The sequence below is a fragment of the Streptomyces caelestis genome (genome assembly GCF_014205255.1).
GTDB lineage: Bacteria > Actinomycetota > Actinomycetes > Streptomycetales > Streptomycetaceae > Streptomyces > Streptomyces caelestis.
Map to the genome: position 1 here is coordinate 7,604,156 of NZ_JACHNE010000001.1, position 16,337 is coordinate 7,620,492.

15 protein-coding genes and 1 pseudogene are annotated in these 16,337 nt (G+C 72.5%); 11 read left to right on the plus strand and 5 right to left on the minus strand.

The window, feature by feature from the left end; translation table 11 throughout:
* Nucleotides 1–26: 26 nt before the first annotated feature.
* The 3 genes from HDA41_RS34510 (at nucleotide 27) to HDA41_RS34520 (ending at nucleotide 5,338) form a co-directional block, all read left to right on the plus strand.
* Nucleotides 27–3,071, plus strand: a complete 3,045-nt coding sequence (locus HDA41_RS34510; RefSeq protein WP_184990991.1) for a glycoside hydrolase family 38 N-terminal domain-containing protein — start codon at nucleotides 27–29, stop codon at nucleotides 3,069–3,071.
* Nucleotides 3,072–3,074: 3 nt separating this feature from the next.
* On the plus strand, nucleotides 3,075–4,325 hold the full coding sequence (locus HDA41_RS34515; RefSeq protein WP_184990993.1) for an alpha-L-fucosidase: 1,251 nt from the start codon (nucleotides 3,075–3,077) through the stop codon (nucleotides 4,323–4,325).
* A 158-nt stretch (nucleotides 4,326–4,483) separates the two neighbouring features.
* Nucleotides 4,484–5,338, plus strand: coding sequence for a sulfotransferase family protein (locus tag HDA41_RS34520; RefSeq protein WP_184993990.1), 855 nt, complete (start codon nucleotides 4,484–4,486; stop codon nucleotides 5,336–5,338).
* A 29-nt stretch (nucleotides 5,339–5,367) separates the two neighbouring features.
* Here the strand turns inward: HDA41_RS34520 and HDA41_RS34525 are convergent, their stop codons facing one another.
* Nucleotides 5,368–6,525 (minus strand): ATP-grasp domain-containing protein, encoded by a 1,158-nt coding sequence (locus tag HDA41_RS34525; protein WP_184990995.1) that lies wholly within the window; start codon nucleotides 6,523–6,525, stop codon nucleotides 5,368–5,370.
* A gap of 261 nt (nucleotides 6,526–6,786) precedes the next feature.
* On the opposite strand from HDA41_RS34525, the gene HDA41_RS34530 reads away from it, so the two are divergent.
* Nucleotides 6,787–7,647, plus strand: coding sequence for a metallophosphoesterase family protein (locus HDA41_RS34530; RefSeq protein WP_184990998.1), 861 nt, complete (start codon nucleotides 6,787–6,789; stop codon nucleotides 7,645–7,647).
* A complete protein-coding gene (locus tag HDA41_RS34535; RefSeq protein WP_184991000.1) occupies nucleotides 7,644–8,324 on the plus strand; it encodes a 4'-phosphopantetheinyl transferase family protein in 681 nt (226 codons plus the stop codon). The genes HDA41_RS34530 and HDA41_RS34535 overlap by 4 nt, the downstream gene beginning before the upstream one ends.
* Nucleotides 8,325–8,593: 269 nt before the next feature.
* Here the strand turns inward: HDA41_RS34535 and HDA41_RS34540 are convergent, their stop codons facing one another.
* The 3 genes from HDA41_RS34540 to HDA41_RS34550 all read right to left on the minus strand — a co-directional run bounded on the left by HDA41_RS34540 (nucleotide 8,594) and on the right by HDA41_RS34550 (nucleotide 10,215).
* Nucleotides 8,594–8,836, minus strand: a complete 243-nt coding sequence (locus HDA41_RS34540) for a hypothetical protein (RefSeq protein WP_184991001.1) — start codon at nucleotides 8,834–8,836, stop codon at nucleotides 8,594–8,596.
* Between the two features lie 156 nt (nucleotides 8,837–8,992).
* Nucleotides 8,993–9,523, minus strand: coding sequence for a toxin-antitoxin system, toxin component (locus HDA41_RS34545; RefSeq protein ID WP_184993992.1), 531 nt, complete (start codon nucleotides 9,521–9,523; stop codon nucleotides 8,993–8,995).
* Between the two features lie 32 nt (nucleotides 9,524–9,555).
* Complete coding sequence (locus HDA41_RS34550; protein WP_184991003.1) at nucleotides 9,556–10,215, minus strand: helix-turn-helix domain-containing protein; 660 nt, start codon at nucleotides 10,213–10,215, stop codon at nucleotides 9,556–9,558.
* A 238-nt stretch (nucleotides 10,216–10,453) separates the two neighbouring features.
* Between HDA41_RS34550 and HDA41_RS34555 the strand changes: the two genes are divergently transcribed.
* Nucleotides 10,454–11,113 carry an MmyB family transcriptional regulator gene (locus HDA41_RS34555; protein ID WP_184991005.1) on the plus strand — a complete coding sequence of 220 codons (660 nt, stop codon included), beginning with the start codon at nucleotides 10,454–10,456 and terminating at the stop codon, nucleotides 11,111–11,113.
* 97 nt (nucleotides 11,114–11,210) lie between these two features.
* Here HDA41_RS34555 and HDA41_RS34560 read toward each other — a convergent pair.
* Nucleotides 11,211–11,396 (minus strand): annotated as a pseudogene (locus HDA41_RS34560) (LysR family transcriptional regulator); the annotation flags it as partial.
* A 168-nt stretch (nucleotides 11,397–11,564) separates the two neighbouring features.
* Between HDA41_RS34560 and HDA41_RS34565 the strand changes: the two are divergent.
* The 5 genes from HDA41_RS34565 to HDA41_RS34585 are packed head-to-tail and all read left to right on the plus strand — an operon-like array spanning nucleotide 11,565 to nucleotide 16,308.
* A complete protein-coding gene (locus HDA41_RS34565) occupies nucleotides 11,565–12,719 on the plus strand; it encodes an NAD(P)/FAD-dependent oxidoreductase (protein ID WP_184991007.1) in 1,155 nt (384 codons plus the stop codon).
* Complete coding sequence (locus HDA41_RS34570) at nucleotides 12,716–13,060, plus strand: (2Fe-2S)-binding protein (RefSeq protein WP_184991009.1); 345 nt, start codon at nucleotides 12,716–12,718, stop codon at nucleotides 13,058–13,060. The genes HDA41_RS34565 and HDA41_RS34570 overlap by 4 nt, the downstream gene beginning before the upstream one ends.
* A complete protein-coding gene (locus HDA41_RS34575; RefSeq protein WP_184991011.1) occupies nucleotides 13,005–14,414 on the plus strand; it encodes an NAD(P)/FAD-dependent oxidoreductase in 1,410 nt (469 codons plus the stop codon). Before HDA41_RS34570 ends, HDA41_RS34575 begins: the two co-directional genes overlap by 56 nt.
* Nucleotides 14,411–15,301 (plus strand): dihydrodipicolinate synthase family protein, encoded by an 891-nt coding sequence (locus tag HDA41_RS34580; RefSeq protein ID WP_184991013.1) that lies wholly within the window; start codon nucleotides 14,411–14,413, stop codon nucleotides 15,299–15,301. Before HDA41_RS34575 ends, HDA41_RS34580 begins: the two co-directional genes overlap by 4 nt.
* Nucleotides 15,302–15,306: 5 nt before the next feature.
* Nucleotides 15,307–16,308 (plus strand): proline racemase family protein, encoded by a 1,002-nt coding sequence (locus HDA41_RS34585; RefSeq protein WP_184991014.1) that lies wholly within the window; start codon nucleotides 15,307–15,309, stop codon nucleotides 16,306–16,308.
* The last annotated feature ends 29 nt before the right edge of the window (nucleotides 16,309–16,337 follow it).

The following is a 16,337-nucleotide window of genomic DNA, read 5'->3' on the forward strand; positions in this document are numbered from 1 at the left end:
CTCTTCCCGCTTCCTGGAGACATCTCATGCACGACGAAAGCCGCCGCATCGAGGAGCGCGTGCAGCGCCTTCACGACCAGCGCATCAAATCGGCGATCTACGCGGCCACCGTCCCCTTCGAGGTAGAGGCCTGGCAGGCTCCCGGGGAGCCGGTCCCGTTCGAGGAGGCCGCCGCCGCCTCGTACGCGCCCTTCGCGATGGGCACCCCCTGGGGGCCGCCCTGGGGAACCACCTGGTTCCGCATGCGCGGACAGGTGCCCGAGGCGTGGGCGGGCCGCCGCGTCGAGGCCGTGATCGACCTCGGATTCGTGGGCGACTGGCCCGGCAACCAGGCCGAGGCCCTCGTCCACCTCACGGACGGCACCCCGCTGAAGGCCGTCAACCCGCTCAACCAGTACGTGGCGATCGCCAACCCGGCGACGGGCGGCGAGACGGTGGAGTACCTGGTCGAGGCCGCCTCCAACCCGGACATCCTCGCCGACAACTTCTCGAAGACCACCCCGCTCGGCGACATCCTCACCGCCGGGGACAAGCCGCTCTACACCTTCCGCGCCGCCGACATCGCCGTCCTCGACGAGGAGGTCTGGCACCTCGACCTCGACGTCCAGGTGCTGCGCGAGCTGATGCTGGAGCTCGGTGAGCACGACCCGCGCCGGCACGAGATCGCGCACGCGCTCGACCGGGCGATGGACCTGCTCGACCTGGACGACGTCTCCGGCTCCGCGCCCGCCGTCCGCGAAGCGCTGAAGCCGGTGCTGTCCAAGCCCGCGCACGCCAGCGCGCACACCGTCTCCGGCGTCGGCCACGCCCACATCGACTCGGCCTGGCTCTGGCCGATCCGCGAGACCAAGCGCAAGACGTCCCGCACGTTCTCCAACGTCACGTCCCTGGCCGACGAGTACGACGACTTCATCTTCGCCTGCTCCCAGGCCCAGCAGTACGAATGGGTGCGCGACAACTACCCCAAGGTGTGGGCCCGCATCCAGGAGTCGGTCAAGAAGGGCCAGTGGGCGCCGGTCGGCGGCATGTGGGTCGAGTCCGACGGCAACCTGCCCGGTGGCGAGGCCGTCGCCCGCCAGTTCATCCACGGCAAGCGGTTCTTCATCGAGCACTTCGGCATCGAGACCAAGGGTGTGTGGCTGCCGGACTCCTTCGGCTACAACGCGGCCTACCCGCAGATCGCCAAGCTCGCCGGCAACGAGTGGTTCCTCACCCAGAAGATCTCCTGGAACCAGACCAACAGGTTCCCCCACCACACCTTCTGGTGGGAGGGCATCGACGGCACCCGGATCTTCACCCACTTCCCGCCGGTCGACACCTACAACGCCCGCTTCAGCGGCGAGGAGATGTCCCGCGCGGTCCGCAACTACCAGGAGAAGGGCGGCGCCAGCCGCTCCCTGGCGCCCTTCGGCTGGGGCGACGGCGGTGGCGGCCCCACCCGCGAGATCATGGAGCGCGCCCGCCGGCTGGCGGACCTGGAGGGCTCCGCGAAGGTCGTCGTCGAACACCCCGACGCGTTCTTCGCCAAGGCCCGCGAGGAGTACCCGGACGCGCCCGTCTGGGTCGGCGAGCTCTACCTGGAGCTGCACCGCGCCACCTACACCTCCCAGGCCCGCACCAAGCAGGGCAACCGCCGCTCCGAGCACCTCCTGCGCGAGGCGGAGCTGTGGGCGACCACGGCCGCGCTGCACGCGCCGGGCTACACGTACCCGCACGAGCAGCTGGACCGGCTCTGGAAGACGGTGCTGCTGCACCAGTTCCACGACATCCTGCCCGGCTCGTCCATCGCCTGGGTGCACCGCGAGGCCGAGGCCGAGTACGCCCGCGTGGCCCGTGAGCTCCAGGCGCTGACGGCCGAGGCGGTGGCCGCGCTCGGCGACGGCGGGACGCGCGTCTTCAACACCAGCCCCTACGACCGCGCCGAGGTGGTCCGCACCGCCGACGGCGCACCGGTGTACGTGGAGGTGCCCGCGAGCGGTTCCGCGCCCCTCACCGCCGCCGAGCCCCCGCAGCCGGTGACGGTGAGCGGCCGGGTGCTCGACAACGGGCTGGTCCGGGTGGAGGTGGCCGAGGACGGCACCCTGTCGTCGGTCCGTGATCTGCGCGCGAACCGCGAGGTCCTGGCCGACCAGGGCAATCTGCTCCGCCTGCACACCGACCTGCCCAACTACTGGGACGCCTGGGACATCGACAAGCACTACAAGAACCGCTACACGGACCTCCTCGACGCCTCGTCCGTTGCGGTCGTCGAGCAGGACCCGCTGGTCGGCGCCATCCGCGTCGAGCGGTCCTTCGGCAAGGGCTCGACGATCACGCAGACGATCACCGTCCGCGCCGGCAGCCCCCGGATCGACATCGAGACGGACATCGACTGGCACGAGACCGAGAAGATCCTCAAGGCGGCCTTCCCGGTCGACATCCGCGCCCCGCACTCCTCCGCCGAGATCCAGTTCGGGCACATCCAGCGGCCCACGCACACCAACACCAGCTGGGAGGCGGCCCGCTTCGAGGTCTCCGGCCACCGCTGGGTGCACATCGGCGAACCCGGCTACGGCGTCGCGATCATCAACGACTCGACCTACGGTCACGACGTCTCCCGCACGGTGCGCGAGGACGGCGGCACCACGACCACCGTCCGCCTCAGCCTGGTCCGCGCCCCGCGCATCCCGGACCCCGAGGCCGACCAGGGGCGCCACCGCTTCACCTACGCGCTGCTGCCCGGCGCGACGATCGGGGACGCCGTCGCCGAGGGCTACGCCCTCAACCTCCCGCTCCGGGTGGCCGACGCGGCCGGCGCCCCCGCACCGGTCGTCTCCGCCGAGGGCGAGGGCGTGACCGTGGAGGCGGTCAAGCTCGCCGACGACGCCTCCGGCGACGTCGTCGTACGGCTCTACGAGTCCCGGGGCGGCCGGGCCCAGGGCGTTTTGCGCACCGGCTTCCCGCTCGCCGGCGCGCAGATCACCGACCTGCTGGAGCGCCCCCTGGAGGAGGCACGCGTGGACGGCGACGGTGGTGTCCCCGTCGCACTGCGCCCCTTCCAGATCCTGACACTGCGCCTGCGCAGGGGCTGACCCATGGCCATGCGACCCTGGTTCACCGACGCCAAGCTGGGGATCTTCATCCACTGGGGCGTCTACGCCGTCGACGGCGTCCAGGAGTCCTGGTCGTTCTACGACGACATCGTCCCCTACGACCAGTACATGTCCCAGCTCGACCGCTTCACGGCCTCCCGCTACGACCCGCGCGACTGGGCGAAGCTCTTCGCACGGGCCGGTGCGAGGTACGCCGTGCTGACCAGCCGCCACCACGACGGCGTCGCCCTGTGGGACACGGCCTACGGCGACCTGAACGTGGGCCGCGACCTGATCGCCGGCTATGCCGACGCCCTGCGCGAGCAGGGCCTCAAGGTCGGGCTCTACTACTCGCACTCGGACTGGAGCCACCCCGACTACGCCTCCACCCGCAAGCCGGGCCGCCCGCCGGAGCTGGAGGACAACCGCTACTCGGAGGTCGCCGCCGAGGCCGAGGACCTGGCGGCCTGGGAGAGGTTCCTCGCCTACCGGGACGGTCAGCTCCGCGAACTGACCGCCCGCTACCAGCCGGACCTGCTGTGGTTCGACGGCGAGTGGGACCGCAGCGAGGAGCAGTGGCGCATCCCGGAACTGGCAGCCCTCATCCGCTCCGAGGTACCGGACGTCGTCTTCAACGCCCGCATGCTCAGCGAGGGCGACTACGCGACGCCGGAACAGGGCGCCCCGGTCGTCCCGCCCGAGGGCCCCTGGGAGCTGTGCCTGACGGTCAACGACTCCTGGGGTCACCAGCACCACGACCACAACCACAAGTCGGTCGACCAGCTGATCCGCTACTTCACCGAGACCATCGGCGGCGGAGGCAACCTGCTGCTCGGCGTCGGCCCGCGGGAGGACGGCACGATCCCGGCCGAGCAGGCGGAGCGGCTGGAAGGGCTCGGCGACTGGATCGCCAAGCACGCGGACGCGGTGTACGGCACCGGACGAGGGCTGCCGCCGGGCCACCACTACGGCCCGAGCACCCTCTCCAAGGACCGCCGCACCCTCTATCTGGTCCTCTTCGACGCCCCACGCGCCGAGATCAACGTGCGCGGCCTCCTCGGACAGGTCCGCGGGGTCTCGGTGCTCGGCAGCGGCACGGAACTGGCCCACCGCGTCACCGGCGGCCTCCACGAGACACCGGGCGTCCTGTGGATCGAGCCTCCCGCCGCGCCGGACCTCGACCCGCACGCCACGGTGCTGGCCGTCGAACTGGAAGCGGAACTGGAGCTGTACCGCGGAGCCGGCCGGTTCTGACGAAAGTTTAAGAAACGAGTAAAAGGCCTGCTCACGGGCGGTATGTGGACGCCCGTGAGCACGCCGGTTCCCCTTCCGGACACCTGAAGTTCGCCCGGTCCCCCTGGGATGCGGAATGCACAACGCGAACGAAAGGTGTCACTGTGCGAGACCCGCGTATGGCTGCGATCGGCAAGGGCCTGAAGCGTCGCGGAAGGCTGGTGATGCAGGCGGTCAGTCCACCGCGCCGGAACCTCGACGCCATCCCCGCCCCCCGCCCGGCGGCCGACACCTACACCGCCCCCCTCGCCCCTCGGCTGGTGGACTCGCCGGTCTTCGTACTGTCGTCGGTGCGCTCCGGTTCGACGCTGCTGCGCGTCCTGCTCAACAGCCACAGCCGCATCCGCGCCCCGCACGAGATGCACCTGCGCACGGTGCACGTCAACCTGTCGCGCGACTTCACCGCGGACGCCATGCGGGCGCTCCACCTGGACAAGGACGAGCTCGAACACGTGCTGTGGGACCGGGTGCTGCACCTGGAGCTCACCCGCAGCGGCAAGGACGTCATCGTCGACAAGACCCCGCCGAACACCCTCGTCTGGCCCCGCCTGCGCCGATGTTGGCCGAACGCCCGCTACATCCTGCTGCTGCGCCACCCCGGCGCGGTCGTCACGTCCCTCACCGACCGCCGCGCCGACCCCGATCACGAAGCCGTCCGCGCCGAGGTCCTCGACTACAGCGAGAAGCTGGAGGAGGCCCGCCTGAACCTCGACCCCCATGTGATCACCTACGAGGAGCTCACCGCCGAGCCGGAGAAGGTCACCCGGGGCGTCTGCGGTCACCTCGGCGTCCCCTGGGAGCCCGGCATGCTCGACTACGGCAGCAAGGACCACGGCACCTTCCGCCCCCAGCTCGGCGACTGGTCCAGCACCATCAAGTCCGGCCGCATCCAGTCGGCCCGCTGCGCCGACCCGGGCGTCGACCTTCCCCCACGCCTGAGGGAGCTGGCCCAGGCGTGGGGGTACAGGGACTAGGGGGCACAGCGGTCACAGGGCCACGGGGGCTAGAGGGGCAGGGCCTCGACGGTGGCCTGCTGGGCCGTCACCTCGACGGGTTCGGCCGGCATCGCGGGCAGCGGCTGCTGCTCCGTCGCCTCCGCCCGTTGCTCCGTCGCCTCCGGCCGCTGGTGCGGCAGCTGCATCGGCCGCAGCGGGCGCGCCCCCGACACCACCGTGTAGTCCTGGCCCAGGAACGGCGGGACCACCTCGCCCGGGTCCTCGCCGAGCGCCAGCTGGACGGCGGCCCAGGGTGCGTTGACACCGCACAGGGACAGCTGGTGCAGGCCGCCCGCCGGGCGGGTGTTGACGTCCATCAGGACCGGCCGGTCGCCGAACATGCGGAACTGGATGTTGGACAGGTAGTGCAGGCCGAAGCCCTCCGCGATCAGCCGGGCGGGCTCCAGCCACTGCTCGTGCAGCGTGAAGCCCCGGCGGCGGCCGTTCTTGGTGCGGCCGATGGCGAGCCGGACCCGGTTGTCCGGACCGGTCAGGCAGTCCACCGACACCTCGGGCTGCTCCAGGCGGGGCATCACCAGCCAGTCGACCGGCTCCTCGGCCCGCTCGAGTGCCTCCAGCACCAGGTCCAGCGGCACGTACGGACTCGGGAACCCGCTCAGGTGCATGAGCGAGAAGGGCGAGCGCGTGATCACGCGGAAGCCCACCCCGCCCGCCCCGGACGCCGGCTTGAAGCACGCCTTGTGCCCGGCGGCCTCCAACTCCTCGACAGCGGCGACGAGTTCCTCACTCGACCGGACCCGCCACCACGGCGGCACCGGCACGCCGATCGCCTGGACCGCCTCGTAGGCGATCACCTTGTCGTGGAAGACGGCCACCGCCTCGGGCGGCGGTGCCAGCACCGCCGTACCGGCCGCCTCGAACTCGGCGCGGTGCGCCACGATCGAGGACTGGTGCAGCCGGGGCACGAACACGTCGGTACCGCGCCGCCTGCACTGGTCCAGCGCGTACTCGACGTACCCGGCGGGGGAGAGGTTCTCGGGCTCCAGCTCGGCGGTGTCGGCGGCGGCCAGCACGGGCGAGTCGGGGTCACCGTGGGTCGCATGGATCTCGACGGCCCGGTCGCTGGGATTTCTCCGCAGCTGATCCATGAAGAACACGTTCTCCGCGTACGTGCGGTTGAGCCAGACGCGTACGCGAGAGACCATGCAGGCCGCCTTTCACGGTTCGCGGGCAGGGCTCAGCAGCCCGTGCCCGGGCAGGAAGTATGGAGGGACACCAAACCGCCCCTGCGAAGGGAGTTTTTCAGCGGTGGTGTTGGGGCAGATCATACGGCCTCGGCGGGCCGTGTCGTGCAACACGCGGGTTACGGATTTCCGATCACGGACCTCCGGCCGCCCTTGTCCCCCGGCACGGTGATGTGATCTCGTGGTGACGTTCGCGTTCGGGCGCGCGGAGGGGGGCGAGGGGTGACGTCGACGGTCGGTGGCGCCGCACAACTACTGGCCATCAGCGATCTGCACATCGGCTATCCGGAGAACCGTGCCCTGGTCGAGGGGATGCGGCCCGGGACGGACGAGGACTGGCTGCTCGTGGCCGGGGACGTCGCCGAGACCGTGGCCGACGTCCGCTGGACCCTCAAGACGCTCGCCGGCCGCTTCCGCAAGGTCGTCTGGGTGCCCGGGAACCACGAGCTGTGGACCCATCCGAGCGACCCGGTCACCCTGCGCGGCGTCGCCCGGTACGACCACCTGGTCGAGCTGTGCCGGGACCTCGGCGTGACGACACCGGAGGACCCCTACCCCGTCTGGGACGGCCCCGGGGGTCCCGTGGCCGTCGCCCCGCTGTTCCTGTTGTACGACTACTCGTTCCTGCCGGCGGGGTGCGCGACCAAGGAGCGAGGCCTGGAGTACGCGCAGGGCACGGGGGTCGTGTGCACCGACGAGTACCTGCTGCACCCCGACCCGTACCCGAGCCGGGAGGCCTGGTGCCGGGCCCGGGTCGCCGAGACGGAACGCAGACTCGCCGAGCTGCCCGATGACCTGCCCGTGATCCCCGTCAACCACTACCCGCTGCACCGGCATCCGATGGACGTGCTGTGGCACCCCGAGTTCGCCATGTGGTGCGGCACCGATCTGACCGCCGACTGGCACCGCAGGTTCCGCGTCCACACGATGGTGTACGGCCATCTGCACATTCCCCGCACCACCTGGCACGAGGGCGTGCGTTTCGAGGAGGTGTCGGTGGGCTACCCCCGCGAGTGGCGCAAGCGGGCGGGGGAGCCGGGGCGGCTGCGGCGCATCCTGCCGGGGGAGGGCGAGGAGCGGTGATCGGGGAACTGCTGCCGCAGACCGTCGTCACGGTGGAGGCGTACGGCCACGAGGGTGCGGACGCCCCGCTGTACCCCGAGGAGGCGGCGCTCATGACACGGGCGGTCGCCAAGCGGCGCCGGGAGTTCGCCGTCGTCCGCTCCTGTGCCCGCCGTGCCATGGAGAAGCTCGGCGTGCCTCCGCAGCCGGTCCTGCCCGGGGAACGCGGCGCGCCGCAATGGCCTGCAGGGCTGGCCGGCAGCATGACCCACTGCGACGGCTACGGAGCGGCCGCCCTGGTCCGTGCCACCGACCTGGCCTCCCTCGGCATCGACGCCGAGGTCCACGGGCCGCTGCCCGAGGGTGTCCTGTCCGCCGTGGCCCTGCCGGCCGAGGCCGAGCGCCTGCGGCGGCTGGCCGCACAGCGCCCCGACGTCCACTGGGACCGGCTGCTGTTCAGTGCGAAGGAGTCCGTCTACAAGGCGTGGTTCCCCCTCACCGGCAAGTGGCTGGACTTCGCGGAGGCCGACATCGAGATCACCGCCGGCGGCCCTGGCGAACGCCCACGCGGCACCTTCCGCGCCACGCTCCTCGTCCCCGGCCCACGGGTCGGCGGCCGCCGCCTCGCCCATTTCAACGGCCACTGGGCCGCCGACCGGGGCCTGGTCGCGACGGCGGTCGCAGTACCGCACGACTGAGTCCGCCGAGCGGCGGGGCGGGCCCGCGGACCTGGACTCGGGGCGCCCCGGCCCGCCGTCGGTTCGGCGCCCGGCCGCCCCTCCGGTTGTCGGCTCAGCCCCCGGCGCCCGCTGTCGGTTCGGATCCCAGCCATCGGCCGTCGGCTGGGGCCCCATCCGGTCGCTGGCCCAGGTCCCGCCAGCGGCCGAACGGCCCACGTCTCCGTCAGCGGCCGCACGCTGGGACCCCTCGTCATCGGCCGACGCTCAGGTCGTCACCGGCCCTCGGCTCAGGGCCCCGGCTCCGGGCACCAGTTCTGGAGCAGCCGGAAGAATTCCTCCTCGTTGCCGGTCAGGCCCGCTCGTTCCAGGGCCTCTTCCGCCTCGGCGAGGACGCCGGGCGGGACGACCGGGGGGCGGTGGGAGCCGCGCGGGCCCGTCTCCAGGTCGAAGGCGGCCCGGACGGTGTGCAGCAGCCGCAGATAGGCCTGGACGGCGGTGCGTTCGCGGTCGGTCAGTACGGCGGTGGGCATCGGTCGGCTCTCCCCGTGTCGGAGTCGTCGGTCACGCCCCGCACACAAGGGGCGCACCTCCAGCTTGCCGCCCACCACTGACAATCCGGCCCCGCGGCCCGTCGGTTCGCCCGCTCGGCGCAGGCGAAACCCCGCCTCGGCCCCGGGCGCCGCCCGTCAGCCCTGCGGCCCCGGATACCCCAGCGACGCCTCGATCCGCCCGGCCAGATGGTCCCGCTGCACCGGCCCTCGCGACGACGAACCCGCCAGCCACGCCCGGCACTTGCTGGCCAGCAGCAGGCCGAAGCTCTCGGCCTCCTTCTCGTCGTCGAGGTCGAAGCGGGTGCGCGCGGCGACTTGATGAACCGTCGCCTGGAGGTCGGCGTCGTCGTGGAGCAGCCGGGCCGCGACGGCGGCGCCCTCGACGTGGTGGGAGCAGTGCCCCGCCTTCATGTGCCACAGCTCGTGTCCCAGGATCACCAACTGGTGGTCGGGAGCCGTGCGTTCCTCGATCACGACGAGGTCCTGCTCGGCCATGTCGAGCCACAGCCCGCTCGCCGTCCCGGGCGGGAAGGCGGCCGTACGGAAGTGGACGGGGCGGCCCCGGCGTCTGCTCATGGCGTCGCACAGCGCGGCGTACAGCTCGTCGGGCCGCGCCGGCGCGGGGAGGGTCAGCTCCGCGACCAGTTCGCCGCACAGGCGGCGCATTTCCTTACCGATGCCCACAGTTCTCCCCACGGTCACGACTCGGGCCGCTTGACGCTCTCCAGGAGCATGTCCAGCCACTCCGCCACCTTGTCGCGGTGCTGGTCGGTGGGCAGCTGCGCGGCCCGCCAGGCGATGCCGCGCACGCCGTGGTCCTGCAACAGCCGCTCCAGCGGATCGTCGGCCGCCGCGGCGGCCTCCCGCTCACGGCCGGCGAGCTTCTGGAGCAGCTCCTGCTCGGTGTGCTGGAGGGCGCTCACCAGTGCCTCGGGGTCCTCGGCCGTGAGGAAACCGGCATGCACCCGGAAGAACCGCTGGAGGGCGTCGCAGTGCTCCATGGTCGGCCGCCGGTCGCCGTTGATGAGGGCGCCGGCCTGCTGCCGGGACATGCCCGCGCCGTCGGCGATCTCCTGTTGGGTGTACTTGCGGCCGTTGGGCTTGAGCCGGGTCCGGCGCAGCAGGTCCAGACGCTGGAGGAACCGGGCCTGCACATCGGGCTCGCCCGCCGGCCGGCCGCTGAGCAGGGCCTTGACCACGGGCTCCGGGACCCCGGAGGCGACGGACAGCCGGCCGATGTCGAAGACCTCGGCGTGCGGCACGCCGAGCCGGTCGGCGAGCGCGGTGACACGGGAGATGACGGCCGCCAGCACAGCCGTCGGCGTGGCGCCCGGACCTTCGACGAAGCCACCCGTCACCGACAGATCTCCTACGTCTCTCACAGGCTTCTCACAAGCGGATGCCGTGACCTACCCCGGCGTGAACTTCCCGGAGCGTAGCCGGTGGTTCGAACTCACATCCAGGTCTCGCCACAACTGTGGCCAATTTCAGCCGTCAACAGGCACGGAATGCCACGATAGTTGACACGCCTCAGCTCGGGGCAGCAGGATCGGGGCGCCGCGTCAAGGCCGCACAGGCAAGAGGGGTGACCTCCCGATGGCATACCAGGCAGGAGGGCAGCGGCCGGCACCGCGGCCCGTCCCCGAGACTCCCGATGTCCAGGCCTACCTGGAGGACTACGCCGGGCTCCTGGAGGCCGTCTCCTTCCCCTCGCTCGTCGTCGACCACTGCTGGGACGTGATGCTGACCAACAGCGCGTTCCGGTCACTTTTCGGGGGCGTCGGTCCGCACCCGTCGGCCATGCCGAGCGACAACTTCCTCAGGTTCGTGCTGTTCCACCCCGACGCTCCCACACTGCTCGGCGAGCACGAATCCAGCTGGTGCCTGCCGATGCTCGCGCACTTCGCGCGGACCGTGGAGAGCCACGGCCCCGACCACGGCCTCCAGGCCATCCGCCGCGACATCGCCCAGGACCCCATCATGGAGGCGGCCTACCGGCACGGCCTGCCGCACTGGATCCGCTCGGTCGGCGAGAGCGCCGTCGAGCAGGACGGTGCCGTACGGCCGCTGCTGCACCCGGATCCGCGCTGGGGCGCCACCGACTGCCGGGTCGTCGCCGAGACGTCCAGGACGCTGGAGGAACTGGGCTTCACCCGGCTCACGTTCGTGCTGCGCGAGGTCCGCCGCACCGCGTCCCGGGACCGCCGGACGCGCCGTACCGCCTCCCATCTGAGGGTCGTCCCGGCGGCCGACTGAGGCCTGCCCGGTCACCGCATCAGCATCAAACGCCGTCTGCACCGCTCGTCCCCTCCCTGGAGCAACACCGCCGCGACAACAACCCGGCGGACTGTCCCCTTCCGGCCTCCGTCAGGACTGCCCTGCGCCCGATGCGATGGAACAGCTCGGAGCCGAGATCACGCTCCAGTGCCCGCACGGTCTGCGACAGCGACGGCTGCGACACGTACAGAGCCGAGGCCGCGCGGTTGAATCCCCCACGATCAACAATCGCGAGGAAGTACTCCAGCTGCCGAATGTCCATACGCGCCCTCAGCCCCTCAAGAAATCGACCGACGACTCAATCGGTCCCGACCATGGTGGCGTGAAGGATCGCCTTGAGCACTCAAGGGCCGGCCGAGGCGCTGCGTTCCCTGCATCACCCGCGTTCGCCCCATTCCCCAGAGAGTGTGGTGTGTGACATAGTACTGGCGTGAGCGAGCCGCTGACCTGCGATGTCGTGGTGGTCGGAGCCGGGGTGGTGGGCGCCGCCTGCGCCCTGTACGCGGCCCGCGCGGGCTTGGACAGCGTCGTGGTGGACCGGGGCCCGGTGGCCGGCGGTACGACCGGCGCGGGGGAGGGCAACCTCCTCGTCTCCGACAAGGAACCCGGGCCCGAGCTCGACCTGGCCCTGCTGTCCGCCCGGCTGTGGGCCGAACTGGCCCGGGATGGGCTGGGGAAGGCGGTCGAGTACGAGGCCAAGGGCGGGGTCGTCGTCGCGGGCACCGGCGAGGCGCTGGCCGGGCTGGAGGAACTCGCCGCCGGGCAGCGCGCGGCCGGGGTCGAGGCCGTCCCGGTGCCGCCCGACCGGCTCGCCGACCTTGAGCCGTATCTCGCCCCCGGCCTGGCGGGCGGCGTGCACTACCCACAGGACGCCCAGGTGATGCCCGCTCTGGCGGCGGCCCACCTGCTGCGCGTCTCGGAGGCCCGGCTGCTCACCGGCCGGCAGGTGACCGGGGTGCTGCGCGGCCCCGACGGTGCGGTGCGCGGAGTGCGTACCGACCGGGGCGACATCCACGCCCCGGCCGTCGTCAACGCGGCCGGTACCTGGGGCGGCGAGGTGGCGGCCCGTGCCGGGGTGTCGCTGCCGGTGCTGCCCCGGCGCGGTTTCGTCCTGGTCACCGAGCCGCTGCCGCCCCGTGTCCGGCACAAGGTGTACGCCGCCGACTACGTGGCCGACGTCGCCAGCGACTCGGCGGCCCTGCAGACCTCCCCGGTCGTCGAGGGCACACCCGCCGGGCCGGTCCTCATCGGCGCCAGCCGCGAACGGGTCGGCTTCGACCGGTCGTTGTCGCTCCCGGCGCTGCGGGCGCTGGCGGCGGGCGCGACCCGGCTCTTTCCGTTCCTTGCCGGAGTCCGGGCCATGCGGACGTACGCGGGCTTCCGTCCGTATCTGCCGGACCATCTGCCCGCGATCGGCCCCGACCCCCGGGCGCCCGGACTCCTGCACGCCTGCGGGCACGAGGGCGCGGGCGTCGGTCTCGCCACCGGCACCGGGCATCTGATCGCCCAGGCGCTGACCGGGCGGACGCCCGACCTGGACCTCGCCCCGTTCCGGCCCGACCGCTTCCCCGAGGAGGCCGAGTGAATCCACTGGAACGGGCGGGGGCCAGGCCCGGACCCGCCTTCACGGTCACGTTCGACGGGCGGCCGGTCCGGGCGCTGCCCGGGCAGACGGTCGCCGCCGTGCTGTGGGCGGCGGGCGTCACCTCCTGGCGCGCCACCCGGGGCGAGGGCCGTCCGCGCGGGGTGTTCTGCGGGATCGGCGTCTGCTTCGACTGCCTGGTGACCGTCAACGACCGCCCCAACCAACGCGCTTGCCTGGTGCCGGTGCGGCCGGGCGATGTGATCGGCACGCAGGAGGGGACGGGCCATGCGGGGGCAGACCACGAGGGAGCGGACGACGGGGGAGACAGTCGTGCAGGCTGAACTCGTCGTGATCGGGGCCGGACCCGCCGGGCTGGCGGCGTCGCTGGCGGCGAGTGCGCGCGGCGCCCGGGTCGTGCTCATCGACGCGGCGACGGAGACCGGCGGGCAGTTCTACCGGCAGCCCGCCGCCGGGCTGGGGGCCGGGCGACCCGAGGCGCTGCACCACCAGTGGCGGACCTGGGAGCGGTTGCGGGACGGCCTCGCCGCCAGTGCCGTACGTGTGCTGACGGATCACCATGTGTGGTGCGTGGAGCGGGCCTCCGGGGGCTTCACCGTGCATGCGCTGCTCGGTCCGGAGCAGGAGCAGCCGGCCGAGACGCACGCCCGTGCCGTGCTCCTGGCCACCGGCGGATACGAACACGTGCTGCCCTTCCCCGGCTGGACCCTCCCGGGCGTCGTCACCGCCGGGGGCGCCCAGGCCATGCTCAAGGGCCAACTCGTGGTGCCGGGACACAGAGCCGTCGTGGCCGGGACCGGGCCGCTGCTGCTGCCCGTGGCGACCGGACTCGCGGCAGCCGGCGTCGAGGTCGCCGCGCTCGTCGAGTCCACCGGCCCCGGGCGCCTGGCCCGCCACGCCCGGGCCCTGACCGGCAAGCTCCCGGAGGGCGCCGGACACGCCGCCCGGCTGCTGCGCCACCGTGTGCCGGTCCTGACCCGCCACACCGTCGTCCGCGCCCACGGCGACACCCGGCTGACCGGCGTCACGGTCGCCGCCCTCGACACCGCCGGACGCGTCCGGCCCGGCACCGAGCGGCAGGTCCCCTGCGACACCCTGGCCGTCGGCCACGGCATGCTCCCGCACACCGACCTGGCGGAGGGCCTCGGCTGCGGCCTGGACGGGCTCGCCGTGGCCGTCGACGCCGAGCAGCGCACGGACGTACCCGGCGTGTGGGCGGCCGGGGAGTCCACCGGTATCGGCGGCGCGGCCCTCGCCCTCGCCGAGGGACACATCGCCGGATGCTCCGCCGCCGCCCACCTGCGCGGCACCGTCCCCGGCCCGGCCCCCGCCGCCTTCAAGGCCCGTACCAAGCTCAGGAGTTCCGCGGCCGCCCTCGACGCCGCGTACGCACCGCCCGCGCACTGGCCCGAGCAGGTCACCGACGACACCGTGGTCTGCCGCTGCGAGGAGGTCACCGCCGGTGCCGTGCGCGACGCCCTGGACCTCGGAGCGGGCGACGAGCGCACCGTGAAGCTGCTGACCCGGGCCGGAATGGGCTGGTGCCAGGGCCGGATGTGCCAGACGGCCGTCGCGGGTCTCACCGGCTGCCCGCCCGCCCCCTCCAGAAGGTCCTTCGCTCGTCCCGTACCGCTCGGCGTCCTCGCACGGCACCACACCCAGGAGGAACTGTCATGACCGACCACCGCCCCTGGCGCGGCGTCCTCGTCGCCACCGCCCTCCCGCTGAACGACGACCTCTCCGTGGACTACGACACGTACGCCGAGCACTGCGCCTGGCTGGTCGAGAACGGCTGCGACGGCGTCGTGCCGAACGGCTCCCTCGGCGAGTACCAGGTGCTCACCCCCGAGGAGCGCGCCCGGATCGTCGAGACGGCCGTCGCCGCGATCGGAGGGCAGCGCGTCATGCCCGGCGTCGCCGCGTACGGGTCCGCCGAGTCCCGGCGCTGGGCCGAGCAGGCGGGCGAGGCGGGCTGCCGGGCGGTGATGCTGCTGCCGCCGAACGCCTACCGCGCCGACGAGCGTTCCGTCCTCGCCCACTACGCCGAGGTCGCGAAGACGGGCCTGCCGGTCGTCGCGTACAACAACCCGATCGACACCAAGGTCGACCTCGTGCCCGAACTGCTCGCCCGGCTGCACGGCGAGGGATACATCCGGGCGGTGAAGGAGTTCTCCGGAGACGTCCGCCGGGCCTACCGCATCGCCGAACTCGCCCCCGAACTGGACCTGTTGATCGGCGCGGACGACGTCCTGCTGGAGCTGGCCGTCGCGGGAGCCAAGGGCTGGGTGGCGGGCTACCCGAACGCGCTGCCGCAGGCCTCGGCCGAGCTGTACCACGCGGCCGTCGACGGCGACCTCGACACCGCGCGGTCCCTGTACCGGCAGCTGCATCCGCTGCTGCGGTGGGACTCGCGGGTGGAGTTCGTCCAGGCCATCAAACTCTCCATGGACCTCGTCGGCCGCCACGGCGGACCCTGTCGCCCGCCGCGCATGCCGCTGCTGCCCGAGCAGGAGGCCGCCGTCCGGGCCGCCACCGAGAAGGCCGTAGCGGCCGGATTGTCGTAGGGATCATGCGCAGCAGACTCGTCCTGCACGCCGTCGACTCGCACACCGAGGGCATGCCGACCCGTGTGATCACCGGCGGCATCGGCACCATCCCCGGCGCCACCATGAACGAGCGGCGGCTGTACTTCCGCGAACACCGCGACGACATCAAGCGGTTGCTGATGAACGAGCCGCGCGGTCACTCCGCCATGAGCGGTGCGATCCTCCAGCCGCCGACCCGGCCGGACTGCGACTGGGGCGTCGTCTACATCGAGGTCTCCGGCTATCTGCCGATGTGCGGGCACGGCACGATCGGCGTGGCGACCGTGCTCGTCGAGACCGGCATGGTCGAGGTCACCGAGCCGGTCACCACCATCCGGCTCGACACCCCGGCGGGCCTCGTCGTCGCCGAGGTGGCGGTCGAGGGCGGTGCCGCCAAGGCGGTCACCCTCCGGAACGTGCCCTCCTTCGCCGTCGGCCTCGACCGCGAGGCCATCCTCGCCGACGGCCGGACGGTGACGTACGACCTCGCCTTCGGCGGCAACTTCTACGCCATCCTGCCGCTGGAGCGGTTCGGCCTGCCCTTCGACCGGTCGCGCAAGGACGACATCCTCCGGGCCGGCCTGTCCCTCATGGCCGCCGTCAACGCCGAGGACCCGCCCGTCCACCCGGAGGACCCGTCCATCCACGGCCTCCACCACGTCTACCTGGCCGCCCCCGGCTCGACCGCACGCCACTCCCGGCACGCCATGGCCATCCACCCCGGCTGGTTCGACCGCTCGCCGTGCGGCACGGGCACCAGCGCCCGCATGGCACAGTTGCACGCGCGCGGCGAACTCCCCCTGCACACCGAGTTCGTCAACGAGTCCTTCATCGGCACCCGGTTCACCGGGAGGCTGCTCGGCACCACCGAGGTGGCCGGCCGCCCGGCGGTGCTGCCCAGCTTCTCCGGACGCGCCTGGATCACCGGCACCGCCCAGTACCTGCTGGACCCCGAGGACCCCTTCCCGGCGGGGTTCGTCCTGTAAGCCGCCCACGCCCGACCACGAGAGGACCT